Origin of the sequence: Streptomyces fungicidicus, from assembly GCF_003665435.1 — a bacterium.
In the GTDB taxonomy this organism is placed as follows: domain Bacteria; phylum Actinomycetota; class Actinomycetes; order Streptomycetales; family Streptomycetaceae; genus Streptomyces; species Streptomyces fungicidicus.
The window spans coordinates 6,402,686-6,428,263 of record NZ_CP023407.1 but is presented as its reverse complement, the minus strand read 5'-3'; the positions used below and the strand labels follow the sequence as shown (position 1 = coordinate 6,428,263).

The 25,578-nt window shown below is 72.3% G+C and carries 27 protein-coding genes; 14 read left to right on the top strand and 13 right to left on the bottom strand.

Annotation, left to right across the window (positions count from 1 at the left end; translation table 11 throughout):
• Positions 1-4: 4 nt before the first annotated feature.
• Complete coding sequence (locus CNQ36_RS28970) at positions 5-691, bottom strand: response regulator transcription factor (RefSeq protein WP_040906027.1); 687 nt, start codon at positions 689-691, stop codon at positions 5-7.
• A gap of 285 nt (positions 692-976) precedes the next feature.
• Between CNQ36_RS28970 and CNQ36_RS28965 the strand changes: the two genes are divergently transcribed.
• The 8 genes from CNQ36_RS28965 (at position 977) to CNQ36_RS28935 (ending at position 7,508) form a co-directional block, all read left to right on the top strand.
• Complete coding sequence (locus CNQ36_RS28965) at positions 977-1,753, top strand: amino acid ABC transporter ATP-binding protein (RefSeq protein WP_004924652.1); 777 nt, start codon at positions 977-979, stop codon at positions 1,751-1,753.
• A gap of 83 nt (positions 1,754-1,836) precedes the next feature.
• Positions 1,837-2,682 carry a glutamate ABC transporter substrate-binding protein gene (locus CNQ36_RS28960; protein ID WP_121548137.1) on the top strand — a complete coding sequence of 282 codons (846 nt, stop codon included), beginning with the start codon at positions 1,837-1,839 and terminating at the stop codon, positions 2,680-2,682.
• Between the two features lie 110 nt (positions 2,683-2,792).
• Complete coding sequence (locus CNQ36_RS28955; RefSeq protein ID WP_004924655.1) at positions 2,793-3,470, top strand: amino acid ABC transporter permease; 678 nt, start codon at positions 2,793-2,795, stop codon at positions 3,468-3,470.
• Entirely contained in the window at positions 3,467-4,369 is a 903-nt protein-coding gene (locus CNQ36_RS28950; protein WP_121548136.1) for an amino acid ABC transporter permease, read from the top strand. The genes CNQ36_RS28955 and CNQ36_RS28950 overlap by 4 nt, the downstream gene beginning before the upstream one ends.
• Before the next feature lie 294 nt (positions 4,370-4,663).
• Entirely contained in the window at positions 4,664-6,280 is a 1,617-nt protein-coding gene (locus CNQ36_RS28945; protein WP_121548135.1) for an FAD-dependent monooxygenase, read from the top strand.
• A 103-nt stretch (positions 6,281-6,383) separates the two neighbouring features.
• Positions 6,384-6,470: a putative leader peptide gene (locus CNQ36_RS35870; protein ID WP_351151402.1), complete on the top strand. Its 87-nt coding sequence runs from the start codon at positions 6,384-6,386 to the stop codon at positions 6,468-6,470.
• Between the two features lie 88 nt (positions 6,471-6,558).
• Positions 6,559-7,092 carry a cupin domain-containing protein gene (locus CNQ36_RS28940; RefSeq protein ID WP_121548134.1) on the top strand — a complete coding sequence of 178 codons (534 nt, stop codon included), beginning with the start codon at positions 6,559-6,561 and terminating at the stop codon, positions 7,090-7,092.
• Positions 7,089-7,508 carry a rhodanese-like domain-containing protein gene (locus CNQ36_RS28935; RefSeq protein WP_121548133.1) on the top strand — a complete coding sequence of 140 codons (420 nt, stop codon included), beginning with the start codon at positions 7,089-7,091 and terminating at the stop codon, positions 7,506-7,508. Before CNQ36_RS28940 ends, CNQ36_RS28935 begins: the two co-directional genes overlap by 4 nt.
• A 60-nt stretch (positions 7,509-7,568) precedes the next feature.
• Here CNQ36_RS28935 and CNQ36_RS28930 read toward each other — a convergent pair whose 3' ends face one another.
• Positions 7,569-8,621 carry a TerC family protein gene (locus CNQ36_RS28930; RefSeq protein ID WP_121548132.1) on the bottom strand — a complete coding sequence of 351 codons (1,053 nt, stop codon included), beginning with the start codon at positions 8,619-8,621 and terminating at the stop codon, positions 7,569-7,571.
• A gap of 259 nt (positions 8,622-8,880) precedes the next feature.
• On the opposite strand from CNQ36_RS28930, the gene CNQ36_RS28925 reads away from it, so the two are divergent.
• Complete coding sequence (locus tag CNQ36_RS28925) at positions 8,881-9,219, top strand: helix-turn-helix transcriptional regulator (protein WP_121548131.1); 339 nt, start codon at positions 8,881-8,883, stop codon at positions 9,217-9,219.
• Between the two features lie 17 nt (positions 9,220-9,236).
• On the opposite strand, the gene CNQ36_RS28920 is transcribed toward CNQ36_RS28925, so the two are convergent.
• Positions 9,237-9,770, bottom strand: a complete 534-nt coding sequence (locus CNQ36_RS28920; RefSeq protein ID WP_228313096.1) for a universal stress protein — start codon at positions 9,768-9,770, stop codon at positions 9,237-9,239.
• 277 nt (positions 9,771-10,047) lie between these two features.
• On the opposite strand from CNQ36_RS28920, the gene CNQ36_RS28915 reads away from it, so the two are divergent.
• Positions 10,048-10,887 (top strand): DUF4397 domain-containing protein, encoded by an 840-nt coding sequence (locus tag CNQ36_RS28915; RefSeq protein ID WP_121548130.1) that lies wholly within the window; start codon positions 10,048-10,050, stop codon positions 10,885-10,887.
• Between the two features lie 5 nt (positions 10,888-10,892).
• Entirely contained in the window at positions 10,893-11,561 is a 669-nt protein-coding gene (locus tag CNQ36_RS28910) for a class F sortase (protein WP_121548129.1), read from the top strand.
• A 43-nt stretch (positions 11,562-11,604) separates the two neighbouring features.
• On the opposite strand, the gene recX is transcribed toward CNQ36_RS28910, so the two are convergent.
• From recX to CNQ36_RS28890, 4 genes are all read right to left on the bottom strand, one after another.
• Positions 11,605-12,390: a recombination regulator RecX gene (gene recX, locus CNQ36_RS28905; RefSeq protein ID WP_121548128.1), complete on the bottom strand. Its 786-nt coding sequence runs from the start codon at positions 12,388-12,390 to the stop codon at positions 11,605-11,607.
• Between the two features lie 3 nt (positions 12,391-12,393).
• A complete protein-coding gene (recA, locus tag CNQ36_RS28900; protein WP_121548127.1) occupies positions 12,394-13,512 on the bottom strand; it encodes a recombinase RecA in 1,119 nt (372 codons plus the stop codon).
• 240 nt (positions 13,513-13,752) lie between these two features.
• On the bottom strand, positions 13,753-15,027 hold the full coding sequence (locus CNQ36_RS28895) for an AI-2E family transporter (protein WP_206278523.1): 1,275 nt from the start codon (positions 15,025-15,027) through the stop codon (positions 13,753-13,755).
• Between the two features lie 59 nt (positions 15,028-15,086).
• Entirely contained in the window at positions 15,087-15,281 is a 195-nt protein-coding gene (locus CNQ36_RS28890; protein ID WP_004924677.1) for a DUF3046 domain-containing protein, read from the bottom strand.
• Positions 15,282-15,359: 78 nt separating this feature from the next.
• Here CNQ36_RS28890 and CNQ36_RS28885 point away from each other — a divergent pair, with 78 nt between their 5' ends.
• Positions 15,360-16,304 (top strand): hypothetical protein, encoded by a 945-nt coding sequence (locus tag CNQ36_RS28885; RefSeq protein WP_004924679.1) that lies wholly within the window; start codon positions 15,360-15,362, stop codon positions 16,302-16,304.
• A 57-nt stretch (positions 16,305-16,361) separates the two neighbouring features.
• Here the strand turns inward: CNQ36_RS28885 and CNQ36_RS28880 are convergent, their stop codons facing one another.
• From CNQ36_RS28880 to CNQ36_RS28870, 3 genes are read right to left on the bottom strand one after another with little or no spacing between them, the layout of a single operon-like run.
• The gene (locus CNQ36_RS28880; protein WP_121548126.1) at positions 16,362-16,670 is read right to left on the bottom strand and encodes an AzlD domain-containing protein; all 309 of its coding nucleotides are present in this window, start codon (positions 16,668-16,670) and stop codon (positions 16,362-16,364) included.
• Positions 16,667-17,320 (bottom strand): AzlC family ABC transporter permease, encoded by a 654-nt coding sequence (locus tag CNQ36_RS28875; protein WP_228313156.1) that lies wholly within the window; start codon positions 17,318-17,320, stop codon positions 16,667-16,669. The genes CNQ36_RS28880 and CNQ36_RS28875 overlap by 4 nt, the downstream gene beginning before the upstream one ends.
• Complete coding sequence (locus CNQ36_RS28870) at positions 17,284-18,294, bottom strand: AraC family transcriptional regulator (protein ID WP_163013387.1); 1,011 nt, start codon at positions 18,292-18,294, stop codon at positions 17,284-17,286. The genes CNQ36_RS28875 and CNQ36_RS28870 overlap by 37 nt, the downstream gene beginning before the upstream one ends.
• A 97-nt stretch (positions 18,295-18,391) precedes the next feature.
• Between CNQ36_RS28870 and CNQ36_RS28865 the strand changes: the two genes are divergently transcribed.
• Both CNQ36_RS28865 and CNQ36_RS28860 read left to right on the top strand, forming a co-directional pair.
• Positions 18,392-23,239 (top strand): ATP-dependent helicase, encoded by a 4,848-nt coding sequence (locus CNQ36_RS28865; RefSeq protein ID WP_121548124.1) that lies wholly within the window; start codon positions 18,392-18,394, stop codon positions 23,237-23,239.
• A 56-nt stretch (positions 23,240-23,295) separates the two neighbouring features.
• On the top strand, positions 23,296-24,102 hold the full coding sequence (locus tag CNQ36_RS28860; protein ID WP_121548123.1) for an Fpg/Nei family DNA glycosylase: 807 nt from the start codon (positions 23,296-23,298) through the stop codon (positions 24,100-24,102).
• Positions 24,103-24,135: 33 nt separating this feature from the next.
• Here CNQ36_RS28860 and CNQ36_RS28855 read toward each other — a convergent pair whose 3' ends face one another.
• The 3 genes from CNQ36_RS28855 to CNQ36_RS28845 form a co-directional block, all read right to left on the bottom strand.
• Entirely contained in the window at positions 24,136-24,390 is a 255-nt protein-coding gene (locus CNQ36_RS28855; protein WP_121548627.1) for a hypothetical protein, read from the bottom strand.
• A gap of 126 nt (positions 24,391-24,516) precedes the next feature.
• Positions 24,517-24,987, bottom strand: coding sequence for a Dps family protein (locus CNQ36_RS28850; RefSeq protein WP_121548122.1), 471 nt, complete (start codon positions 24,985-24,987; stop codon positions 24,517-24,519).
• A 170-nt stretch (positions 24,988-25,157) separates the two neighbouring features.
• Positions 25,158-25,538 carry a helix-turn-helix domain-containing protein gene (locus tag CNQ36_RS28845; protein WP_003993396.1) on the bottom strand — a complete coding sequence of 127 codons (381 nt, stop codon included), beginning with the start codon at positions 25,536-25,538 and terminating at the stop codon, positions 25,158-25,160.
• Positions 25,539-25,578 lie beyond the last annotated feature (40 nt).

Here is a 25,578-nt window from a genome sequence, read left to right as displayed (position 1 = left end):
CCCGCTACGCCGTGGGCGCGACGAGCCGGTAGCCGACGCCGCGCACGGTCTCGATGAGGGCGGGCATGCGGAGCTTGGCGCGCAGGGAGGCGACGTGCACCTCCAGGGTGCGCCCGGTCCCCTCCCAGCTGGTGCGCCACACCTCGCTGATGATCTGCTCGCGGCGGAACACGACCCCCGGCCGCTGCGCGAGCAGGGCGAGCAGATCGAACTCCTTGCGGGTGAGCTGCACGGGCGCGCCGTTGACGGTGACCTGGCGGGTCGGCAGCTCGATGCGGACCGGGCCGAGCCGCAGCTCGGTCTCCGTGCTGCCGGTGGCCTCCTCGGGGACGCTGCGCCGGCTGACGGCGTGGATCCGCGCGAGCAGTTCGCCGGTGTCGTACGGCTTGACCACGTAGTCGTCGGCGCCGAGGTTGAGGCCGTGGATGCGGGAGCGGACGTCGGACCGCGCGGTGACCATGATCACCGGGGTGCCGGTGCGCTTGCGGATCTTGCCGCAGACCTCGTAGCCGTCCTGGTCGGGCAGGCCCAGGTCGAGCAGGACGACACCGAAGCCCTCGCCCTCGGGGACCAGTGCCTGGAGCGCCTCTTCGCCGCTGCGGGCGTGGGTGACGTCGAACCCGTGCCGCGCCAGGACCGCCGACAGGGCGGCGGCGACGTGGTTGTCGTCCTCGACAAGAAGCAGTCTCACCAGGGCCCCCTTCGGTTCATCGGCCGTCCGCTCTCCGTGTGTATTCCTGCGCGGGCACGCGCGCGTGCACCTTGCAGTGACGCCGATGACCGAGTGCCCCGTCAAGAGGGTTCCGGTTGCTCTTTCGTACCGTTACCCCGCCGAAATCACCCCAGCTCACAAGTGCTACGACAGGTGTCCGATTGCTATCGGATCGTGATGCTCAGATTCCCCTCAGATGTAATGACGCAGGTCTGAAGGATTACTACTGTCCTCCGAAACCGAGGAGGACGGAGCCAGAGAGCGATGACCGAAGTATCGGTGGCCAAGGAAGATGTGGCCGCGACCGGCGACCTGGTCGTCCTGCAGAGCGTCAACAAGCATTTCGGCGCGTTGCACGTACTCCAGGACATCGACCTGACGGTCGCCCGTGGCGAAGTCGTCGTGGTCATCGGGCCCTCCGGGTCCGGGAAGTCCACCCTGTGCCGCACCATCAACCGTCTGGAGACGATCGACTCAGGGTCGATCACCATCGACGGCAAGCCCCTGCCCCACGAGGGGAAGGAGCTGGCCCGGCTGCGGGCCGACGTGGGGATGGTCTTCCAGTCCTTCAACCTCTTCGCGCACAAGACCGTGCTCGAGAACGTGACGCTGGGCCAGATCAAGGTTCGGAAGAAGGACAAGAAGGCGGCTGAGGAGCGGGCCCGCGCCCTGCTCGACCGGGTCGGCGTGGGCGCGCAGGCGGAGAAGTACCCCGCCCAGCTCTCCGGCGGCCAGCAGCAGCGCGTCGCCATCGCGCGGGCCCTGGCGATGGAGCCCAAGGTCATGCTCTTCGACGAGCCGACGTCGGCTCTCGACCCGGAGATGATCAATGAGGTTCTGGAGGTCATGCAGCAGCTCGCCCGCGACGGCATGACCATGATCGTCGTCACCCACGAGATGGGATTCGCCCGTTCGGCCGCGAATCGTGTGGTGTTCATGGCAGACGGTCGCATCGTCGAGCAGGCGACGCCGGACCAGTTCTTCAGCAATCCGCGCAGCGACCGCGCCAAGGACTTCCTGTCGAAGATCCTTCACCACTGAGGCGCGCCCCGCGCCCCGCAGTCTTGCGTCACCGGACACCCGACCGGGCCGCATCACTTCACCTGAGTCAAAGGATGTGCACCATGAAGCTCCGCAAGGTCACCGCCGCCTCGGCCGCCGTAATCGTTCTCGCCCTGACCGCGACCGCCTGTGGCGGCGACGACGGCAAGGACAGCGGTTCGTCCTCCGGGGGCGGCGGCGACAAGATCAAGATCGGCATCAAGTACGACCAGCCCGGTCTCGGTCTGAAGAAGCCGGACGGATCCTTCTCCGGCTTCGACGTGGACGTGGCGACGTACGTCGCCAAGGAGCTCGGCTACGAGGCCGACCAGATCGAGTGGGTCGAGACCAAGAGCGCCGACCGCGAGAACGCCCTCGCGCGCGGTGACGTGAAGTTCATCGCGGCGACCTACTCGATCACGGACGAGCGCAAGGAGAAGGTCGACTTCGCCGGCCCGTACCTCCTGGCCCACCAGGACCTGCTGGTGAAGAAGGACTCGGACATCACCGAGGCCACCGACCTGAACGACAAGAAGCTCTGCTCGGTGACCGGCTCGACCTCGGCGCAGAACGTCAAGAAGGACTTCGCGCCGAAGGCCCAGCTCAAGCAGGTCGGCACCTACTCGGAGTGCGTCGCCGCCCTGCAGAGCGGTGCCGTGGACGCGCTGACCACGGATGACTCGATCCTCGCCGGCTTCGCCGCGCAGGAGCAGTACGCGGGCAAGTTCAAGCTCGCCGGCCTGAAGCTCAGCAACGAGAACTACGGCATCGGCGTCAAGAAGGGCGACACCGAGACCACGGACAAGATCAACGCCGCCCTGGAGAAGATGGTCGGCGACAAGGCCTGGGACAAGGCCGTCGAGGCGAACTTCGGCCCGGCCGAGTACAACAACGAGCCGGCGCCCAAGATCGGCAACATCGTCAAGTAGTCCAGGGCCGCAACGCGGGGTCTTGAAAGGCGCGCCGCCGTCCGTCGCGATCAGGGCGGCGGCGCGCCGCGTCCGCCACGTACGCCACACACCCGGAAGCGCGGGAGATCGTGTTCGACTTTATTTCTGACTATGACGACCCAACATTGTTGGGCGCGTTCTGGATGACGGTGAAACTCACCGTGTTCTCGGGCGTCGGCTCCCTGGTCTGGGGCACGCTGCTGGCGGCGATGCGGGTCAGTCCGGTTCCGTTGATGCGGTGGTTCGGGACCGCGTACGTGAACATCGTGCGGAACATCCCGCTGACCGTCATCATCGTCTTCACCTCGCTCGGCCTCGCCGACATCTTCGGTGTGACCATGGGCGCGCCGGACGACTTCGCGCTCCAGGGCTTCCGCCTCGCGGTGCTCGGCCTCGCCGCCTACACCGCGGCCTTCGTCTGTGAGGCGCTGCGTTCCGGCATCAACACCGTGCCCGTCGGCCAGGCGGAGGCGGCCCGCGCTCTCGGGCTGAACTTCACACAGGTGCTCAGCCTGATCGTGCTGCCGCAGGCCTTCCGCTCGGTGATCGGCCCACTCGCGAACGTGCTGATCGCGCTGACCAAGAACACGACGGTGGCGGCCGCCATCGGTGTGGCGGAAGCCGCCCTGCTGATGAAGGAAATGATCGAGAACGAGGCACAGACGCTGCTCATCGGCGCGGTCTTCGCCTTCGGATTCGTGGTACTGACCCTGCCCACCGGTCTGTTCCTCGGCTGGCTGAGCAAGCGACTGGCGGTGAAGCGGTGACCTCCGTTCTGTACGACGCCCCCGGCCCCCGGGCCAAGCGGCGCAACGTCATCCTGTCGGTCGTCTTCATCGCCGCCCTGGCCCTCGTCCTGTGGTGGGTCTACAGGACGATGGACGACAAGGGGCAGCTGGACTGGGCCCTGTGGAAGCCGTTCACCGAGTCCGAGGCCTGGACGACCTATCTGCTGCCGGGCCTCGTCGACACGCTCAAGGCCGCGGCGCTCTCCATGGTCATCGCCCTGCCGCTGGGCGCGATACTCGGCATCGCCCGGATGTCGGACCACAAGTGGGTGCGGGTGCCGGCCTCCGTCGTGGTGGAGTTCTTCCGGGCCATCCCGGTGCTGCTGCTGATGCTGTTCGCCAACGAGTTCTTCGCGCGCTCGACGGACGTCACCAGTGCGGACCGGCCCCTGTACGCGGTCGTCACCGGCCTGGTGCTCTACAACGCCTCGGTCCTCGCCGAGGTCGTCCGGGCCGGCATCCTCTCCCTCCCGAAGGGGCAGGGAGAGGCCGCACAGGCGATCGGCCTGCGCAAGAGCCAGATCATGAGCAACATCCTGCTGCCGCAGGCGGTCACGGTCATGCTCCCGGCGATCGTCAGTCAGCTCGTCGTCATCGTGAAGGACACCGCGCTGGGCGGCGTGATGCTCGGCTTCACCGAGCTGCTGAACTCCCGCGGCACGCTGGCGGCCAACTACGCCAACGTCGTCCCCAGCTTCATCGTGGTGGCGGTCATCTTCATCGTCCTCAACTTCCTCCTCACCTCGTTCGCCTCCTGGCTCGAGGGACGGCTGCGCCGCAGCAAGCGCGGCACCGGCGCGGTGCTCGGCGCGGAGGACGTCGACGACCTCAACGCGGCCGAGGTCGGAGGCACGTTCGGGACCGGCGCCGACAAGTGACGCACGCCTGACGCAACGGCATGACTGTGGCCCGCCGCATCCCGGCGGGCCACAGTCATGTCGCGTTGCCGTCCGCCCCCGGCGGTGCGGAGGTGCCGTACCCGTCGGGCTCATGTGATGAACAGTCACGTCGTGGGACCGGCCCCGGCCAACTTCATGATCGCCACTGGCCTTCGGTCACTTGACGCAAGCACCGGCAATAGGTTGCATACGTTCTGTGATCGTGCACCCTGCTCCATCTTCCTGTTCCTCCACGTCCCCACAGACGTCACTTCGAGCAGGGGGCGCCGCGCCGTGGACCCGGTGATCATCGTCGGAGCGGGGCCCGTCGGGCTCACGCTCGCGCTGGCGCTGGCACGTCAGGAAGTGCCCTGCGTGGTCCTCGACGAAGGGCCGGGCAAGGACGAGCCGCGCCCGGCGCGCACCGTCGTACTGCGCGAGGACACCGCCGCGCTCATGGAACGGCTGACCGGCGCACCGCTCGCGTACGCCGGTGTCCATTGGGCCGGATGGCGGTCGATGCGGCGCAAGCAGGTGACATCCGAGGTCGCCTTCGGCGACGCCGAGCCCGCTCCGCTGCACATCGCCCAGCACGTCCTGACCGGCGCCCTGCGCACGGCCCTCGCCGGGGAGCGGCTCGTCAGGATCGCCGTGGACAGCCGGCTGGACACCATAGAGCAGGAGACCTCGGGCGTCACCGCCCACACACGCGGCTCGACGGGCACCTGGTGGCGCGGCAGTTATTTGGTCGGCTGCGACGGCCCGCGCTCGACCGTGCGCAAGCTCCAGGACATCCGCTTCCCCGGCCGCACCGCGGTGGAACGTCACGCCGTGGCCGCGCTGCGCACGGAACTCCCCTGGCGGGACGAGGCGTTGCTGCACCGCCTGCCGCCGTGGCGCACCTCCGGGCCCTCGGCCGGGGAGGTCACCGCACGGCCGCTGCCGGACGGGGTGTGGCGCCTGGACTGGCTGCTGCCGCCGGGCAAGGACCTGGTGACACCCGAACTGCTGCTGGGCCGCGTCCGGGAGACGCTGGCCGGCTGGACGGGCGGTCGGACGCCTCCCTACGAACTGCTGGACACCGGCGTCCACACCGTCCACCACCGGCTGGCCCGGCGCTGGCGGTCCGACCGGGTGTTCCTCGCCGGGGACGCGGCCCATCTGCTCGGCGCGCTGGGCACGCACGGGCTGGACGAGGGGCTGCGCGACGCCGACAACCTGGCCTGGAAGCTGGCACTGGCCTGGCACCACGGTCCGCACGAGGCGCTGCTGGACAGCTACCAGACCGAGCGCCGCGCGATCGTCGCCGCCCGGCTGCGCGCGGCCGACCAGGCGCTGCCGCTGGTGCGGGGCGGCGGTGGGCTGCGTGCCCGCGTCCCGGGGTCCGCGCGGGGCCACGACGCCCTGCTGATGGACGGTCACCTGGGTCGGGGCGCGCTGGGGTCGCCGGGGACGTACGCCGGCTCGCCGCTCGCGCCGGGCCGGCTCGAGGGTGAGGCTCCCACCGGGACGGCTCCCGGCTCGGCGGTCACGGACGTGCGGGTCACGGCGGAGGACGGCACCTTCGTCCGGCTGCGGGACCGGCTCGGCCGGGGCGCGCTGCTGGTGGTGCTGATCGCGCCGGGTACGGGGGTGTGGGAGCGCCGCCACTGGGTGTCCGCCGGGATCATGCCGCGGCTGGCGGCGGCCGTCGCGGCACTGCCGCACCGGGCCGAACTCCTGGTCGCCGAGAGCTACCCGGGGGCGGCGGCCCACACGGTGCTGCTGCTCCGTCCCGACGGTCACCTGGTCACGGCGCTGAGCGGGGTCCGTCCGGCGGACCTGTACGCGGCGGCGGAGACGGCGACCGGCGGACCCGCCACGGCGGAGACCTCGGCCAGGGCCGACGCCGGGGCGGCCGGATCGCGCTGAGGGTCCCGGCCGGTGGAGCCGCCGGCACCTTGCCCCGTCACCCTGCGGTCCGCAGGGTGACGGCGAGTTGAATCGCCGCGCGGCTCCGTGGTGTACTCCGCTCGTGACCGACACCTGCGTGCACCTGTGGCGGAGGGTCCATATGGACCTCGTCCGCTATGCGGGCTGCGTGTGTCGTCCGTCCTGTTGATTCGCGTCTCCCCCTCTTCTCCGCGCGCCGCCGCCGTCTTCCGTGCGTTGCCGCGCGCCTCCGCGAACCCTTCTCCAGGACGGTGCACATGTCTGTCTCCTCCCCTGCTCCGGCTCCGGCTCCGGTCTCCGCGCCCACGCAGGCCGAGCTCCTCGACTTCGTGCGGCGGGCCGTCGCCGACACGGAGCTGATCGCCTCCCTTCCGCTCGACCCCGAGGGACGCACCTGGGTGCGGCTCGAGGGGCCCGGAGGCAGCGAGGCGTGGCTGATCGGCTGGCCGCCCGGGACCGGTACCGGCTGGCACGACCACGCCGACTCCGTCGGGGCCTTCATGACCGCGTCGGGCGAGCTGAAGGAGAACTCCCTCGCCGCGCGGCTGCCGACCGACGGCTGGAAGACCCTGGAGCTCACGGACGGGGTGGACCGGGAACGCCGGCTGGGAGCGGGACAGGGGCGCGCCTTCGGGCGGCACCATGTGCACGAGGTACTCAACGAGTCCGCCGACCGGCACGCGGTCTCCGTGCACGCCTACTATCCGCCGCTGCCGCGGATCCGGCGCTACAGCCGCAGCGGCCGCGTCCTCCGTCTGGAGCAGGTCGAGCGCCCGGAGGACTGGCAGTGAGCGGGGCGGACGGACAGGCCGGCGGCGCCGTGGGCATCGACGAGCTGCTGGAGCGGGTACGCGCCGGTTACGACCGCGTCGAGCCCGGGGACGCGTACGAGGCCGCCCGCGCCGGCGAGGCGCTGCTGGTGGACATCCGCTACGCGGCCCTGCGGGAGCGGGACGGGCTCATTCCCGGCGCCCTCGTCGTCGAACGCAACGAACTGGAGTGGCGTCTGGATCCGCGGGGCAGCCACCGCCTCCCGGAGGCCACGGGCCCCAATCTGCGCGTCGTCGTGGTCTGCAACGAGGGCTACGCCTCCAGCCTGGCGGCGGAGTCCCTCCACCGTCTGGGCCTCCACCGGGCCACCGATCTGACCGGCGGCTTCCAGGCCTGGCGTGCGGCGGGACTGCCGGTGGTGCCCGCACCCGGGTAGGCGTCCCGTGGGCGCCGCGGGTGCGACGCCCACGCGAGGGCGGCGGAGCGGGAGTGATCGCTACGGTCGGGGCGGCTCCGTACCGTGCGACCGGGCGGAAGGCGCAGAGCCCGGGCCGGTCACCCCACCGCCGTCAGCGCCGTGGGCGGTGCCCGTACCCGGTGTGGCGCCGTGGTCATCGCGGTCGCCGTGCGTGGCGATCAGGGACCAGCAGATGGACACCGTGATGGTGACGACGATGACGCCGAGGGTCAGAGGAATCGGCAGCTTGCCCACGGGAGTCTCGGACAGGATCAGCTTGACGCCCGCGAAGGCGAGCAGCACCGCGAGTCCGTAGTGGAGATAGGCGAAGCGGCGCAGCAGGCCTGCCAGGCAGAAGTACAGACTGCGCAGGCCGAGCACCGCGAAGGCGTTGGCGGTCCACACCAGGAAGGTGTTGGTGGTGATCGCGAGGACCGCGGCGACGGAGTCCACGGCGAAGATCAGGTCGGCGGCCTCGATCGCGACCAGGGCCACGAAGAGCAGGGTGGCCACACGCCGCCCGTCGATCCTCGTGAAGAACCGGCCACCGTGGAACGTCGGGTCCGTGGGGATCATCCTCTTGACCAGACGGACGACGATGTTGCGGTCCGGATGGACTTCCTCGTCCTTGGAGACGGCCATCTTGTAGCCGGTCCAGATGAGGAACGCACCGAACAGGTAGGCGGTCCAGAAGAAGACCTGCAGCAGTTCGGCGCCGACGAAGATGAACACCAGCCGGAACACCAGAGCGCCGATGACACCCCAGAACAGGACCTTGTGCTGGTATGCGTCGGGCACCGCGAAGAACGAGAAGACCAGGGCGAAGACGAAGACGTTGTCGATCGACAGTGCCTTCTCGATCAGGTATCCGGCGTAGTAGGTGGAGGACACCTCTCCGCCCTGCCACGCGAACAGGACCAGCCCGAAGGCCAGGCCGATCGCGATCCACACCCCGGACCAGACGGCCGCCTCCCTGAACCCGATGACATGGTTGTCCCGGTGCGCGATCAGATCGACGGCGAGCATGACGGCGATGACGAGCGAGACCAAGGCCCACACCCACAGCGGGACGGTGAACGACAGGTCATTCATGGGGCATCGAGTTCCTCGGACCGAGTGCGAAGACGGCTGGCGGGCGCCGCCGGACCGACGTCCCCGCGGTGCGGGTCACGGCGGGTATGGACGGACATCGCAGGATCCCTTCAAATCTGACAACTAGGGACACCAGGTGATGAATCCATCTTCACTGGACACCCTGAAACCCGTCAAGAATTACGTGAAAAATTTTTCGTCAATCACATTTCGCGAAACATTCTTGGTCGGGTGAAGCCGGCTTCGTATCATGAAGGCCATGAGCCGGCCTTCCTCCGCACGTGGCGACCAGTGGACGTTCCTGACCAATCACGCGCGCGTCCTGATCGCCCTCGCCCAGGACCCCGACGCCCGGCTCCGCGACGTCGCCGAGCGCATCGGCATCACCGAACGCGCCGTCCAGCTGATCGTCGCCGACCTCGAAACGGCCGGATACCTCACACGCACGCGCGTCGGCCGCCGCAACCGCTACACGATCGACTTCACCGTCGCCCTGCGCCACCCCACCGAGGCCGACCACCCCGTCGGCGACCTGCTGACGACCTTCATCCACCGCGAGGACACACCGGCAGCCCCGTCCGGGCACGGCGCCTCATAGGCCTTCCGGCCCCCGCTTCAGACGAGGGGACGCGGGGCGGCCAGCGGCACCCAGGGCAGCGGCGGAGCCGCGTGGACGAACGGGCCTCCCCTGATGGCGGCCGCCTCCATCACCGTGTCCGCGTCGAGCCCTTCCGGCCCACTGCGGGAGACCACCAGCCGCGAGCAGCCAAGGGCGATCGCCACGTCCAGCAGTCCGCTCGCCGCGCGCAGCCGGCCGCCCCGTCCGGCGGGACGGTGACAGACGGCCGACTCGAAACCGACGCCCGCCCGAGCCAGGCGCGGCAGAGCACGCCCCAGTACCGCGCGGGCCGTCGCACCGTCCGGCGCCGCCGCGGCGGCTCGCGGCAGCAGCGGCGGCAGCACCGCGATCAGCAGAAGCGGAGCACCGCGCACGACGGCGAGGCCGGCAGCCGCATCCACCACCGGGACGTCGTCGAGACGGTCGGCCAGTACCGCCGCCACCGGACGCGACGGACGTGAACCACCCGAAGTCGAGGCGGCGTTGACGGCCTTCGCGGCGGACGGGGAGGGCGGAAACAGGGAGGTCATGATCGTCACACCTTCCGGACCGGGGGCACCTCCAGCGTCTCCACCCTCAGAAAGCACGTCAAGAGTTACGTGAAATTTTTTTCGCGTAATAGCGGACGTGTATCCATCGCCGCGGACCGGCGCACACCAGGACGGCAAGGGATTTGTGGGACACATGTGGCTCATGTGACTCAAGTGGCGGAAAACTTCCTCGCTTCCCACAATGGATCAGGCGCCGCCACGGGGTTCATGGTGACGACCGCGGCAGCGCCGACCAGCCCCCACGAAGGGAGTTGCGATGACGAACCGCATCAGGAAGACAGCCGCCGCCACCGCCGGAGCCTGTGCACTGTCCCTCGCCGTGTCGGTTCCCGCCTCCGCGGAGAGTGCGGCCCAGGAGGACGGCAAGGCGTCCGTGTCCGTGTTTCACGGCGTTCCCGGCCTCACCGTCGACGTGTTCGCCAACGGGAACGAACTGCTTCCCGACTTCAAGCCCGGCACCCTGACCGAGCCCCAGCCCCTGGACCCGGGCACCTACGACATCAAGATCTTCCCTGACGGCGAGGGCCCCGACGGCACGCCCGCCATCCAGAAGAGCGTCGATGTCCCGGCCGGGGCGAACGCGACGCTCGCGGCCCACCTCGACGCGCAGGGCAACCCCACGCTCACCGCGTTCGTCAACGACACCAGCGAGGTTCCGGCCGGTCAGGCACGGCTGACCGTCCGTCACGTGGCCGCGGCACCCGCCGTGGACGTCCGAGCGGGCGGCAAGCCGATCGTCCGGGACCTGACCAACCCGCACGAGAAGTCGCTCGAGGTGCCCGCAGGCACGGTGAACGCCGATGTCGTCCTGGCCGGGACCGACACCGTGGCCATCGGCCCCGCCGACCTCGACCTCGCCGAGGGCACCAGCACGGTCGTCTACGCCTGGGGCAGCGCCAAGGACAAGAACCTCGCGCTGAAGACCCAGACGATCGGCGGCATGAACTCCGCGCCGAACGGTGTGGACGCCGGCGAGAGCGGAGCCATGGCCTCCGACAACGAGTCCGCCACCGCGTGGCTGGCCTGGAGCGCCGCGGGTGCCGTCGCGGTCGCCGGCCTGTTGGCCGCCCGCCGAATGCGCGCCCGGGGCGACTGACGGCCGTGCGTTCCTCCACAGGGGCCGGAAGGCCCCCCGCGGCGGCCGTCGGGGCCGCCGCGGTCGTCGCCGTCGTCCTGGCAGCACTGCTGGTCTGGTCGCTGAGGCCGTCCGGGACCTCGGTGCCGTCGGACTTCGGCACCCGTCCGCGCGCCCAGGAGCCCGTGACCGGGGTGTCGTCCGGGGTTCTCGACGATGCGTCGGGCGAAGGGAAGACATCCGGCCCCGCGTCCGAACCGACGGCGTTGCGCGTCCCCCGGGTCTCCCTGGAAGCCCGGGTCCAGGACGTCGGCGTCCGGAACGACGGCACGGTGGCGGTCCCGGACGACGCGGAGCAGGCCGGCTGGTACCGGTTCGGCCCCGCACCGGGCGCCTCCGCGGGCTCCGCCGTCCTGATCGGCCACGTGGACGACCGCACCGGTGACCTGGGCGCCTTCGCCAAGTTGTACGGGGTCCGGAAGGGCGACGCCGTGACCGTCGCCCGCGGCGACGCGACTCCCGTCCGGTACGAGGTGACGGCCCGCGAGGTGGTCGACAAGGACAGGCTCCCCGACGATGTGTTCCGGCGCCATGGGCGGCCGGTCCTGACCCTGATCACCTGCGCGCCCCCGTACGACCGCGAACACGGCGGCTACCAGCGGAATCTGCTGGTGTACGCCGTCCCCGCCAGCTGAGGCCGGACCGAGCCCGGGCGCGCCCTGTGCGGGCCCCGCCGCTTCAGAACGGCTCGTCGCCGAGGAGGTGCGTGTCCTCGCCCTCCTCCTCGAGCGCCTGTCGGACCACGCGCAGGGCGAGGCCCTCGGGATAGCCCTTGCGGGCGAGCATGCCGGCGAGGCGGCGGAGCCGCTTGTCACGGTCGAGTCCGCGGGTGGCGCGCACCTTGCGTGCGATCAGCTCGCGGGCGGTCGCCTCCTCCTGCTCGGAGTCGAGCTGGGAGACCGCCGCGTCGATCAGCGTGGGGTCGACCCCCTTGGTGCGCAGTTCCCGGGCGAGTGCGCGCCGGGCGAGTCCCCGGCCGTGGTGCCGGGACTCCACCCAGGCGTCCGCGAAGGCGCCGTCGTCGATCAGGCCGACCTCCTCGAACCGGGAGAGCACCTCCTCGGCGGCCTCGTCCGGGATCTCCCGCTTGCGGAGGGCGTCGGCCAGCTGTTTCCGGGTCCGCGGGGTCCCGGTGAGCAGGCGCAGGCAGATCGCCCTCGCCCGCTCCACCGGGTCCGCCGGAGGTTCCTCCCGCTCGGCCCTCGACGAGGACGAGGCGCCTCCGTCCGCCGCGGGCGCCTCGCCGGAGGTCCGGCGTCTGCGTCCGCGTCCACCGCGCGGCCTGCCGTCACGCGAGCCGCCCGCCCGTGCGCCGTCCCCGTCCTCGGGGCCGGTCCCCTCGGTGATGCCGTCGTACTCTGTGTCACCGCCCACGGCTGGACCGTCGCCGCCCGCGATGCCCCTCCCCCGTGGGGCACCGGAGGCGGCGGACTCGTACTCGGCCCAGTCGGTTCGTCGGGTCACGGGTCAGCTCTTGGCCGCCGCGGCCTTGGACTTGGACGCCTTGGCCGCCGGGGCCGGTACGGCGGCCGGCTCGGCCGGAGCGGTGCTCGTGGCGTCCGCGCCCGGCGCGGCGGCGGGCTCCTCGGGCCGTACGCCGACGCCCAGCTTCTCCTTGATCTTCTTCTCGATCTCGTTGGCGAGATCGGGGTTGTCCTTCAGGAAGTTGCGGGCGTTCTCCTTGCCCTGGCCGAGCTGGTCGCCCTCGTACGTGTACCAGGCGCCGGCCTTGCGGACGAAGCCGTTCTCCACGCCCATGTCGATCAGGCCGCCCTCGCGGCTGATGCCCTGGCCGTAGAGGATGTCGAACTCGGCCTGCTTGAAGGGCGGGGCCACCTTGTTCTTGACGACCTTGCAGCGGGTGCGGTTGCCGACCGCCTCGGTGCCGTCCTTGAGGGTCTCGATGCGGCGGATGTCGATACGCACCGAGGCGTAGAACTTCAGCGCGCGGCCACCGGTCGTGGTCTCCGGGGAACCGAACATCACGCCGATCTTCTCGCGGAGCTGGTTGATGAAGATGGCGGTGGTCTTGGACTGGTTGAGCGCGCTGGTGATCTTCCGCAGCGCCTGGCTCATCAGCCGGGCCTGCAGACCGACGTGGCTGTCGCCCATCTCGCCCTCGATCTCCGCGCGCGGGACGAGCGCCGCGACGGAGTCGATGACGATGAGGTCGAGGGCGCCGGAGCGGACCAGCATGTCCACGATCTCCAGGGCCTGCTCGCCGTTGTCCGGCTGGGACAGGATCAGGTTGTCGATGTCGACGCCGAGCTTCTTCGCGTACTCGGGGTCGAGGGCGTGCTCCGCGTCCACGAACGCGACCTGGCCGCCGGCCTTCTGCGCGTTCGCCACCGCGTGCAGGGTCAGGGTCGTCTTACCGGAGGACTCCGGTCCGTAAATCTCCACCACACGGCCGCGCGGCAGGCCGCCGACGCCGAGCGCCACGTCGAGCGCGGTCGACCCGGTCGGGATGACCTCGATGGGCTCCATCGACCGCTCGCCCATGCGCATGACCGCGCCCTTGCCGAATTGCCGTTCAATCTGTGCGAGCGCGGCGTCGAGCGCCTTCTCGCGGTCGGTTCCTGCCATGGGTTCCACCCGATTTGCTTGAGTCGATCGCTTCACGTCAAAGACGCTAACGCCTGCCACTGACAACGCGCCCCGACGCACCTCCGGCCTGTGGATAACGTGGGTTCACATCCGCCCCAAACAGGACAGAACACCCGCCGCCGGGCCTCACCGGCACTTCCATAAGAATGGATGTTCGATTTTTGTGTCAAGCCGCGCCGCGCGGCACCGCCGTGCCGTGCGGCGCGCGGGCGGCAGCCCTCAGGAGGGCTCGGCGTCTGCGCTCGGGGCGCCCTCCGCGGCCGGCCGGCGGACCCAGAGGCCGCGCACGCGGGCGAGGGCGCCCGCACCGCCGCCGGGGCGGGGACCCCGGTGGCCGAGCACCCGGGGGTCGTCCGTGACGTCGTACCGCCGCACGTACGCGCCGAGGAACGCCTGGAGGGTGGCGGTGGCGGGGATGGCGATCAGCGCGCCGACCGCGCCGAGCAGCGCGGTGCCCGCGACGACCGAGCCGAAGGCGACCGCCGGGTGGATGTCGACGGTCCTGGAGGTCAGCTTGGGCTGCAGGACGTAGTTCTCGAACTGCTGGTAGATCACCACGAAGACCAGGACCCACAGGGCGTACCAGGGGTCGACGGTGAAGGCGATCAACATGGGCAGCGCGCCCGCGAGATACGTGCCGATGGTCGGGATGAACTGCGACACCAGACCCACCCACACGGCGAGCACGGGCGCGTAGGGCACCTCGAGGAACTCCAGCAGGACGTAGTGCGCCAGCCCGGAGACCAGGGCCATCAGTCCGCGCGAGTACAGGTAGCCGCCCGTCTTGTTCACGGCGATCTCCCACGCGCGCAGCACCTCGGCCTGCCGGGCGGGCGGCAGCAGGGAGCAGACGGTGCGCCGCAGCCGCGGGCCGTCGGCGGCGAAGTAGAACGAGAACAGACCGATGGTCAGCAGCTGGAAGAGACCGCCGAGGACCTGCGTGGAGACGTCCAGGACGCCGGTGGCGCTGTTCTGCACGTAGTTGCGCAGCCAGTCGGAGCGCAGCAGCCCCTCCTGGATGTCCACCCGGCGCAGCTCGGTGTGGAAGTGCCCGTTGATCCAGTTGATCACGGAGTCGAGGTAGTCGGGGAAGTCCTCGACGATCTTTATGATCTGCCCCGCCAGCATGGACCCGAGCAGCGTGACGAAGCCCGCCGCCGCGATCAGGACGCCCAGGAAGACGAGGAAGGTGCCGAGGCCACGGCGGACTCCGCGCGCGGCCATCCAGCTCACCGCGGGTTCGACGGCGAGCGCCAGGAAGAACGCGATGAGGACGTTGATCAGCAGGCCGATGAGCTGGTGGAAGGCCCAGCTGCCCAGCTGGAACACGGCATAGAGCGCGAGCGCGAGCACCATGGCGCGCGGCAGCCAGCGCGGCATGCGGGCGCCCGGCCGGGATCCGGGTACGGGGTCCACCCCGGGCCCGGCGGGCGGCGGCGCGTCGGGCGGGGTGGTGTGCCGGGCCGCCTGCCCGGTCTCGTCAGTGGGTGCCACGAAGCAAGTCTCGCCCACGGCGGCGGAAGCATGCGCTCCCCCTGCGGTCTCTGTGACGGTCAGCGCTTTTCGGCGGGCACGTCCATCACGGCGCAGACCACCTGCCAGACGTCCTTGGCGCTCCAGCCGGCCGCCAGCGCCTCGTGCACGGTACGTTCGCCGAGCTCGGACATGACATGGTCACGCGCGAAGGTGTCGGCGTAGCCCGCACCGAAGTGCTCCGTCATCCGCTCCCAGAAAACCGTCAACCGCATGCACCCAGTATCCCGCCTGTGGGGGTGGCCCCGGTCCGGGCCGCCCGCCCGCGCCGGTTTCCGCCTACGGTCGGAGCCATGGCCGACACCGAAGCCGAACCGCCGCCCCCGGCGCCCCGGCCGCAGGGCCCGCTCGCGCGGGCGGAGCGGTTCGTCTGGCTGACCGCGCGCGTGCTCGAGCAGCACCTGTTCGCCCACCACTTCCGGGACGGCGGCGCCGGCCCGGTGGAGGCGGCGCTGGACGCCTACCGCAACGAGGACGGCGGTTACGGTCACGCGCTCGAACCCGATCTGCGCGGGCCGGTCAGCCAGCCGCTGCACACCGCCCGCGCGCTGCGCGTGCTGGACGCCGTGGGGCGGTGCGGCGGGCGCCGCGCGGAGGACGTGTGCCGCTATCTGACGTCCGTCTCCACGGCGGACGGCGCCCTTCCGGCAGTCCATCCCCGTCAGCGCGGATACCCGGTGGCGCCGTTCGTGCCGGTGGTGGACGACCCGCCCGGGGAGCTGCTGGCCACCGGGCCGGTGGTGGGACTGCTGCACCGCAACGAGGTGTGGCACGCGTGGCTGTTCCGTGCGACGGACTTCTGCTGGCGGGCCGTGGAGTCGCTGGAGGAGTCCCATCCCTACGAGGTCCAGGCCGCCCTGGCCTTTCTGGACCACGCCCCCGACCGTCCCCGTGCGCAGGCCGCCGCCGGGCGGCTGGGCCGGCTGGTGCGCGCCCGGCGGCTCGCGGCGCTCGACCCGGACGACCTCGACGCGTATCCGGTCGCTCCCGGTTACGCCCCGGGCGAGCACCACTTCCCGCACGACTACGCGCGCACGCCCCACTCGCTGGCGCGTGCGTGGTTCACGGACGAGGAGATGGGGCGGTCGCTGGAGTACCTCGCGGCCGAGCAGCGGGAGGACGGCGGCTGGCCGCTGCGGTGGCGGCAGTGGGCGCCGGGGCCGGTGCTGGAGGCGCGGCCCATGGTGACGATCGACGCCCTGCGCACCCTGACGGCGTACGGCCGTGGCGTCGGCTGAGCGCCATACAGGACTGGTTTCACTCACCCGCGCACGCGGGGTGCCGCCGGCGTGCGCTCAGCCGCCCAGGGCGCGTACCCCCGCCGTCACGGCGACGGCCGCCGCTACGACGATCAGGAAGGGGGCGCGCAGGATCAGGGCCACGGCGGCGGCCGCCAGGCCGGCCGCCCGCGCGTCGACGACCAGTGCCTGGCCGTCGGAGAAGGTCTGCTGGGCGGTCAGGGCGGCGAGCAGCGCCACCGGCAGGAGCGCGGCGAGGCGCCGCACGACAGGCCGTTCGAGGACCCCGGCGGGCACCAGCAGCCCCGCCAGCTTGACGGCGTAGCAGCCGACGGCGGTCGCGGCGATCGCGATCCAGATGTTCAACGCTCCCCCTCCGCCGCGTCACCGCGTGCCGCGTGCCTGCGGCCCTGGGCCCACAGGACGGCCGGCGCCGCGAGCGCGGCCACCAGGACCGGCACACCGGCCGGCAGGACGGGCAGCAGACCGAGCCCCAGCAGGACGGCGAGCCCGGCGACGGTCCGCTCGGTACCGGTGCGCAGCATCGGCGCGAGGAGCGCCAGGAAGACCGCGGGACCGGCCGCGTCCAGCCCCCACGCGTCGGTGTCGCCGATCGCCTCGGCGCCGAGCGCGCCGAGCAGCGTGGTGAGGTTCCACAGGACGTACAGGCTGAGGCCGGTCACCAGGAAGCCGAGACGGGCGGAGCGCCGGCCGGGCTGGGCGAGCGCGACGGCGGTCGTCTCGTCGATCACCCACTGGGCGGCGAACGGCCGTACCGCGCGGGGCAGCGCCAGCAGCTGCGACAGGCGCAGCCCGTAGAACGCGTTGCGCACGCCCAGGAAGAACGCCCCCGCGGCGGCCGTGAACGCGCCGCCGCCCGCCGCCAGCGCCCCCACCAGCGCGAACTGGGACGCGCCGGTGAACACCAGCAGGCTGAGCGCGCAGGTCTGGAGCAGGGTCAGCCCGCTGCCCGCCGAGGTCACGCCGAAGGCGAACCCGGAGAGTCCGACGGCGATCCCGACCCCGAGGGCGTCGCGTACGACGGCGCCGTCCGGCTTGCCGTCCGGTGCTCCCCCGCCGTCGTCCCGTACGTCCGCGAGCGCTGTTGTCCGTTCCACTGCCACGCCCCGGACGGTACGGGCCGGCCGTGCCGCGCGTCTTGTACGTTCTTGCGCTCGCGCTGGTAGGCGCCCGGGGGCACGCCGACGATCCGGCCGAAGTGGCGGTTCAGGTGCGGCTGGTCGGTGAAGCCGACCGCGACGGCCGCCTCCGACGGCGCCGTTCCCGCGTCCAGCAGCCTCCGCGCCCGCCGTACGCGGGCGTCGGTGAGCCAGGTGTGCGGCGGCATCCCGTAGGTGTCCCGGAAGGCGCGCAGCAGGGCGAACGGGCTGGTGCCGAGCTCGGCGGCGAGCTGCTCCAGCGTCGGCGGGCCGGCCATCCGCTCCTCCAGCGCGGCACGCGCGCGTGCCGCGATCCGGGCGCCCGCCGTGCGCACCTCGCGCCGCGGCAGCGTGCCGCCGTTCAGCCGCAGCAGCCGGGTCACCGCGACCCGGAGCAGGGTGTCGGCGGCGAGCGCGTTGCCCTCGTCGGTGGCCCGCAGCACCTGGTGCACCAGCTGGACGGTGTACGGATCGTCGAGCACCGGCGTCACGAACCCCGGCGCGCCGCGCAGCGTGGTGGTCTCGGCGGCGATCCCGGCCACCACCTCCGGCGACGGGTAGACCGCCCCGTACCGCCATCCCTCGGGGACGCCCGCCCGGCCGGTGTGCGGGGTGTCGGGGTTCACCAGCGCCAGGGATCCCGCGCCCGCGTACACGTCGCCCCCGCCGTGGTGGAAGACCTCCACCCCGTCGGCGATGGCGGCGATCACGAAGTGCTCGTGGGTGTGCCGGACGAACGTCTTCCGTATGTACCGGGCACGCAGCAGATCGACACCGGGCAGTTCGTCGTACTGCCAGTGCCGTGCTCGCTCCTTCCGCGATTCCGCCATACGGCCATTGTCACGCGGCCCCGGCCGGGCCCGTCCGGGGGTACCTCGCGGCCGCGCGGCCCGGCCGATTGTCAGTGGCCGGGTGCACGATGGACGCATGGTCAGCGATCCGCAGCGAGCCCTGGACGGCTTCTCCCCCGCGACCCGCGGCTGGTTCACGGGGGCCTTCTCCGCGCCCACCGCCGCCCAGGCAGGCGCGTGGCAGGCCATCGGGGCGGGCTCGGACGTGCTGGTGGTGGCCCCCACCGGTTCCGGGAAGACGCTGGCCGCGTTCCTCGCCGCCCTGGACCAGCTGGCCTCGACGCCGCCGCCCGCCGACCCGAAGAAGCGCTGCCGGGTCCTGTACGTCTCGCCCCTCAAGGCCCTGGCCGTCGACGTCGAGCGCAATCTCCGCAGCCCGCTGACCGGAATCCGCCAGGAGGCGGTACGCCTGGGCCTGCCCGAGCCCGAGGTGAAGGTCGGCATCCGCTCCGGCGACACCCCGCCCGCCGAGCGCCGGGCCCTGGCCACCCGGCCGCCGGACATCCTGATCACCACGCCCGAGTCGCTGTTCCTGATGCTGACGTCTGCCACCCGGGACGCGCTGACGGGCGTGGAGACGGTGATCCTGGACGAGGTGCACGCGGTCGCGGGCACCAAGCGCGGGGCGCATCTCGCGCTCACCCTGGAGAGGCTGGACGAGTTGCTGCCGCGGCCGGCCCGCCGCATCGGCCTCTCGGCGACCGTGCGCCCGGTCGACGAGGTCGCCCGGTTCCTCTCCCCGCGGCGCAAGGCGGAGATCGTCCAGCCGGAGTCGGGCAAGGAGTTCGACCTGTCCGTGGTGGTGCCGGTCGAGGACCTGGCCGAGCTGGGCGGTTCCCCGGTGGCCGACGGCTCGGAGGGCGCCGAGCGCCCGTCGATCTGGCCGCATGTCGAGGAGCGGATCACCGACCTGGTGCAGTCGCACCGCTCGACCATCGTGTTCGCGAACTCCCGGCGCCTCGCGGAGCGGCTGTGCAACCGGCTCAACGAGATCGCCTACGAGCGGGCCACCGGGGAGCCACTGGACGAGCACCACTCCCCCGCCGAGCTCATGGGCGGTTCCGGAGCCGCGCAGGGCGCGCCCGCGGTCATCGCGCGCGCCCACCACGGTTCGGTGTCCAAGGAGCAGCGCGCCCTGGTCGAGGAGGACCTCAAGGCGGGCCGGCTGCCCGCGGTGGTCGCCACCTCCAGTCTGGAGCTGGGCATCGACATGGGCGCGGTCGACCTGGTGGTGCAGGTCGAGTCGCCGCCGTCCGTGGCCTCCGGCCTCCAGCGCGTGGGCCGCGCGGGGCACCAGGTGGGCGCGGTCTCCACGGGCGTGGTGTTCCCGAAGTACCGGGGCGACCTGGTGCAGGCGGCCGTGGTCACCGAGCGGATGCGCACCGGCGCGATCGAGTCCCTGCGGGTCCCCGCCAACCCCCTCGACGTGCTGGCCCAGCAGTTGGTCGCCATTACGGCCATGGACACCTGGCAGCTCGACGACCTGCTCGCCCTGGTCCGCCGCGCGGCCCCCTTCGCCTCCCTGCCGGAGTCCGCGTTCACGGGCGTCCTGGACATGCTCGCCGGCCGCTATCCGTCCGACGCGTTCGCCGAGCTGCGCCCGCGCGTGGTGTGGGACCGGGTGACGGGCGAGATCACCGGCCGCCCGGGGGCCCAGCGGCTGGCCGTCACCTCCGGGGGCACCATCCCCGACCGCGGTCTCTTCGGGGTGTTCCTCGCGGGCTCCGACCCCAAGAAGGGCGGCGGGCGGGTCGGCGAGCTCGACGAGGAGATGGTCTACGAGTCCCGCGTGGGTGACGTCTTCACGCTCGGCACCAGTTCCTGGCGCATCGAGGACATCACCCGGGACCGCGTCCTGGTCTCCCCGGCGCCCGGTGTGCCGGGGAGGCTGCCGTTCTGGAAGGGCGATCAGCTGGGCCGGCCGCTGGAGCTGGGCCGCGCGGTGGGCGCCTTCCTGCGCGAGGTGGGCGCGCTGTCCAAGGAGGACGCCCGGCTGCGGCTCCTCACCGCGGGCCTCGACGCCTGGGCCGCCGACAACGTGCTGTCCTACCTCGACGAACAGCGCGAGGCCTGCGGCCACGTCCCGGACGACCGCACCATCGTCGTGGAGCGCTTCCGGGACGAGCTGGGCGACTGGCGGGTCGTCGTGCACTCCCCGTTCGGGGCCCAGGTGCACGCCCCGTGGGCGCTCGCGCTCGGCGCCCGCCTCTCCGAGCGGTACGGCATGGACGCCCAGGTGATGCACGCCGACGACGGCATCGTGCTGCGCCTGCCGGACGCCGACCTGATGGGTCTCGACCTGCTCGACCAGGAGCCGGTGAAGGCCGGCACCGAGTACGACGCGGACCAGGCCCCGGTGGGCGCGGCCGACGTCGTCTTCGACAAGGGCGAGGTCGACCAGGTCGTCACCGACCAGGTGGGCGGCTCGGCGCTGTTCGCCTCCCGGTTCCGCGAGTGCGCCGCCCGCGCGCTGCTGCTGCCGCGCCGCAACCCCGGCCGCCGCACACCGCTGTGGCAGCAGCGTCAGCGCGCCTCGCAGCTGCTCCAGGTGGCCGGCGAGTTCGGCTCGTTCCCGATCGTTCTGGAGGCGGTCCGCGAATGCCTCCAGGACGTCTTCGACGTCCCCGGCCTCGTCGAGCTGATGGGCGACCTGGAGTCCCGCAAGGTGCGCCTCGTGGAGGTCACCACGCCGGAGGCGTCCCCCTTCGCCCGCTCCCTGCTCTTCGGCTACGTCGCCCAGTTCCTGTACGAGGGCGACTCCCCGCTCGCCGAGCGCCGCGCCGCCGCCCTGTCGCTGGACTCCAGGCTGCTGGCCGAGCTGCTCGGACAGGCGGAGCTGCGCGAGCTGCTCGACGCCGAGGTGCTGACCGAGCTGGAGAGCGAGCTGCAGTGGCTCACCGAGGACCGGCGGGTCAAGGACGCGGAGGGCGTGGCCGACCTGCTGCGGATGCTGGGCCCGCTCACCGACGCCGAGCTGGCCGAACGCGGCGCCGAGCCGCAGTGGGCGCGGGAGCTCGCCTCCGCGCGGCGCGCGATCCGGGTGCGGGTGGCCGGCGCCGACCACTGGGCGGCGATCGAGGACGCGGGACGGCTGCGCGACGCGCTGGGCACGGCGCTTCCGGTCGGTGTGCCGGAGGCGTTCACCGAACCCGTGAAGGACCCCCTCGGCGACCTCCTCGCGCGGTACGCGCGCACCCACGGCCCCTTCACCTCGGCCACCGCTGCGGCCCGCTTCGGACTGGGCGTCGCGGTCACCGAGGGCGCGCTGCAACGGCTCTCCGCGGCGGGCCGGGTCGTCCAGGGCGAGTTCCACCCGGCCGGGATCGGACAGGAGTGGTGCGACGCGGCCGTGCTGCGCCGGCTGCGCCGGCGTTCCCTGGCCGCGCTGCGGCACGAGCTGGAGCCGGTGCCGCCGCCCGCGCTCGCCCAGTTCCTCCCGCAGTGGCAGCACATCGGCAGGGGCCACTCCCTGCGCGGCGTCGACGGCCTGGTGCGCGCCGTCGAACAGCTGCAGGGCGCTTCCGTGCCCGCGTCCGCCCTGGAGAAGCTGGTCCTGCCGTCCCGGGTGACGGACTACGCCCCGGGGATGCTGGACGAGCTCACCGCGGCCGGGGAGGTGGTGTGGGCCGGTGCCGGGTCACTGCCCGGGAAGGACGGCTGGGTCTCCCTCTACCTCGCCGACGCGGCCCCGCTGCTCCTGCCGCCCCCGCATCCCCTGGAGCCGACCGCCCTGCACCAGTCCGTCCTGGACGCCCTGGCCGGTGGCTACGGACTGTTCTTCCGGCAGATCGCCGACCAGGTCCGCGCCACCACCCACCCGGAGGCCGGCGATCCGCAGCTGGCCGACGCCCTGTGGGACCTCGCCTGGTCCGGACGGCTGACCAACGACACGCTCTCCCCCATGCGCGCCGTGCTGGGCTCCGGCCGCACCGCGGGCTCCACCGCCCACCGCGCGAAACGCCCGGTCCCGCGCGGGCGCTACGGCTCGCTCACCGCGGCCGCCCGCACCGCCTCCCGGACCGGTCCGCCGACCGTCGCGGGCCGCTGGTCCCTGCTCCCGGACCGGGACACCGATCCCACGGTCCGCGCCCACGCGCTGGCCCGCACCCTGCTCGACCGGCACGGTGTGGTGACCCGCGGGGCCGTCTCCGCGGAGGGCGTCGAGGGCGGCTTCTCCGCCGTGTACCGCATCCTGTCCGCCTTCGAGGAGACCGGGCAGGCCCGCCGCGGCTATGTGGTGGAGGGCCTGGGCGCCGCCCAGTTCGCCATGGACGGGGCGGTGGACCGCCTCCGCGCGGCGGCCAACGCCCGCGAGCGCGGCGACGGCTTCCCGGCCCCCGTCCCGGCCTCGTCCGGGGCCGGCCTGCCCGACCCCTTCGAGACCGCCCCGGACGACGCGCGGCACCCCCGCCTCTCACCGGGCGACTACGTCTCCCCGCGCGACCTGGCCCCCGACTCCCCTCCGCCGTGGCAGAACGGCGGGCGTCCGACGTACGACCCCTTCGCCGGCCGGCGTACCGGGGCGGAGCGTGCCGGACGTGCCGTGGTCCTCGCCGCCGCCGACCCGGCGAACGCCTACGGTGCCGCGCTGGGCTGGCCCGAGCCCCCGACCGGCGCCGGACACAAGCCGGGCCGCAAGGCGGGCTCCCTGCTGGTGCTGGTGGACGGCGAGCTGACGCTCTACATGGAGCGCGGCGGCAAGACGCTGCTGGCCTGGCCCGCCGGCCCCGACGGCGAACCGGCCGAGGACTCCCGGCTCCCGGCCGCCGCGGAGGCCCTCGCCGCGGCCGCCCGCGCGGGCTCCCTCGGCACGGTCACGGTGGAACGGATCAACGGCGCCTCGGCACTGACCTCCCCCCTGGGCGGCCTCCTGGAGACGGCGGGCTTCGTCGCCACGCCCCGGGGGCTGCGGCTGCGTGCCTGACGCGACACCCGACGGCCCGCAGCCCCCGTACGGCGCCGGCGTGCCACCCTTGACGCATGCCCGAAGGAGATACGGTCTGGCAGGCCGCACGGCGGCTGAACGACGCCCTCGCCGGCAAGGTGCTGCTCCGCAGCGACCTCCGGGTGCCCCGGTTCGCCACGGCCGACCTCACCGGCCGCGCCGTGCTGGACGTCACCCCGCGCGGCAAACATCTGCTGACCCGCGTCGAGGGCGGTCTGACCCTGCACTCGCACCTGAGGATGGACGGCTCCTGGCGGATCTACGCCGAGGGGCAGCGGTGGAACGGCGGACCCTCCCACCAGATCCGCGCGATCCTGGGCAACGCCGACCGTACGGCCGTCGGCTACCGGCTCCCCGTCCTGGAACTGATCCGTACCACCGAGGAGGACCGTGCGGTCGGCCACCTCGGCCCCGACCTCCTCGGCCCGGACTGGGACCCGGACCTCGCGCTGGCCAACCTGCTGAAGGACCCGGCCCGCCCGCTCGGCGAGGCCCTCCTGGACCAGCGCAACCTCGCCGGCGTCGGCAATGTCTTCAAGAGCGAACTGTGCTTCCTGCTCGGCGTCACCCCGTGGCTCCCCGTGGGCGGCCTGCCCGCCGACCGGTCCGCGAAGCTGCCGGGGCTCGCGAAGAAGCTGCTGGAGTTCAACCGCGAACGTCCGATCCGCAACACCACGGGCCGCCGCGGCCAGGACCTGTACGTGTACGGCCGCGCCCGCCGCCCCTGTCTGCGCTGCCGCACCCCCCTCCGCGTCGCCGAGCAGGGCGACGGCTCCCGTGAACGTCCCACCTACTGGTGCCCCACCTGCCAACCGGGCCCGGCACCCACCACGACGCGTTGACGCCCGTGGGCGCACCGGCGCACGCCCGCCCGCTCAGCCGCCGACGTCCCTGCTCCCCTGCCAGTACCGCCAGGCCCGCCGCCACCGCCCGGCCGCGAGGGCGCCCTTCGCCCGCGCCTTGGGCATGCAGTGCACCGGCAGCACGCTGAGCCCCCATCCGCCGGCCGCCACCGCCCCTTCCACCGCCCCGGCGTCGGGCGCCAGCACCAGTCGCGCCACCGCCCACCACCACAGCGCCCCGAGGCCCACCACCGCACCGCGGCGCACCCACCGCCCCGTCGTCGTCACGGCCGCCACCCCCGGCCCGACGCCAGGAGACCGCGCGGCCCCGCGCACAGAGCGCACCGCCGGCACACGGGAGCATCCGGTGCCGCGCCCGGCTCGGTGAAGGGCCCACGGTCCCCCGGGGTCACGTCACCCGTTCTCGGCCTGGAACATCCAGTGCTGCTTCTCCAGGTCCGCGGTGATCGCGATGAGGATGTCCTGGCTCACCGGGTCCGGATCCGCGGTCGCCGTCACCCGCTCGCGCATGCGGGAGATCACCGCGCCCAGCGCCTCCACGAGCGCGCCCACCGCCGCCGAGTCGTCCACCCAGCCCTCGGGGGTCACGCCGATCCCGCTGCCGACGGCGACCGTGGCGGCACGTCCGTCGGGCGAGACGCCCAGCGCCGCGGAGCGCTCCGCCACGGTGTCGGAGTGGGTGCGCGCCACGGTCACGACCTCGTCGAGTTGGAGATGCACGGAACGGAAGCGTGGCCCGACCACGTTCCAGTGGATCTGCTTGGCCACCAGGGCCAGATCCACCAGGTCCACCAACGCGCCCTGCAGCGCCTCGGACACGGTCTTCAGGTTCTCGTCGGACAACGGGCTCTTCACGACGTACATCCGCACCTCCGTGGCTGGCCCCCCGCCTCGTTCCTCAACGATGACCGTCACGCGCCGCACCGGCAAGCGCACACGGGAGCACCCCGGGCATGCGAAAACCCCGGCCGCGCCCCTCCGGATCTCCCGGAGGGGCCCCTGCCGGGGTCTCTCACACCTTCAGAGCGCCGCGCTCACGCGGCGACGACGTCCACCGCCTCGGCGGGCGCCTTGATGGTCACCCGTTCCGGTGGCACACCGGTCACCGAAACGGAACCCAGCATCGGACGAACCGGCGTGGGAACGGGCTCGCTGGGGGTCGCTGCAGCAGACTGGGCCAGCTCGGCGAGAGCGAGTTCGTCACTCACTTCCCGCATGAGCTCGGACATCCGTACGTCCAACGCGTCGCAGATGGCGGAGAGCAGCTCGGAGGAAGCCTCCTTCTGCCCCCGCTCCACCTCGGAGAGATAGCCGAGTGAGACTCGGGCGGACGAGGAGACTTCGCGCAGAGTACGGCCCTGGCGCTGGCGCTGCCGACGCAGCACGTCACCCAGCAGGCGACGGAGCAGAATCATCGGTGGCTCCCTCCTCGGACCGCGTAGCCGCATCCTTCTC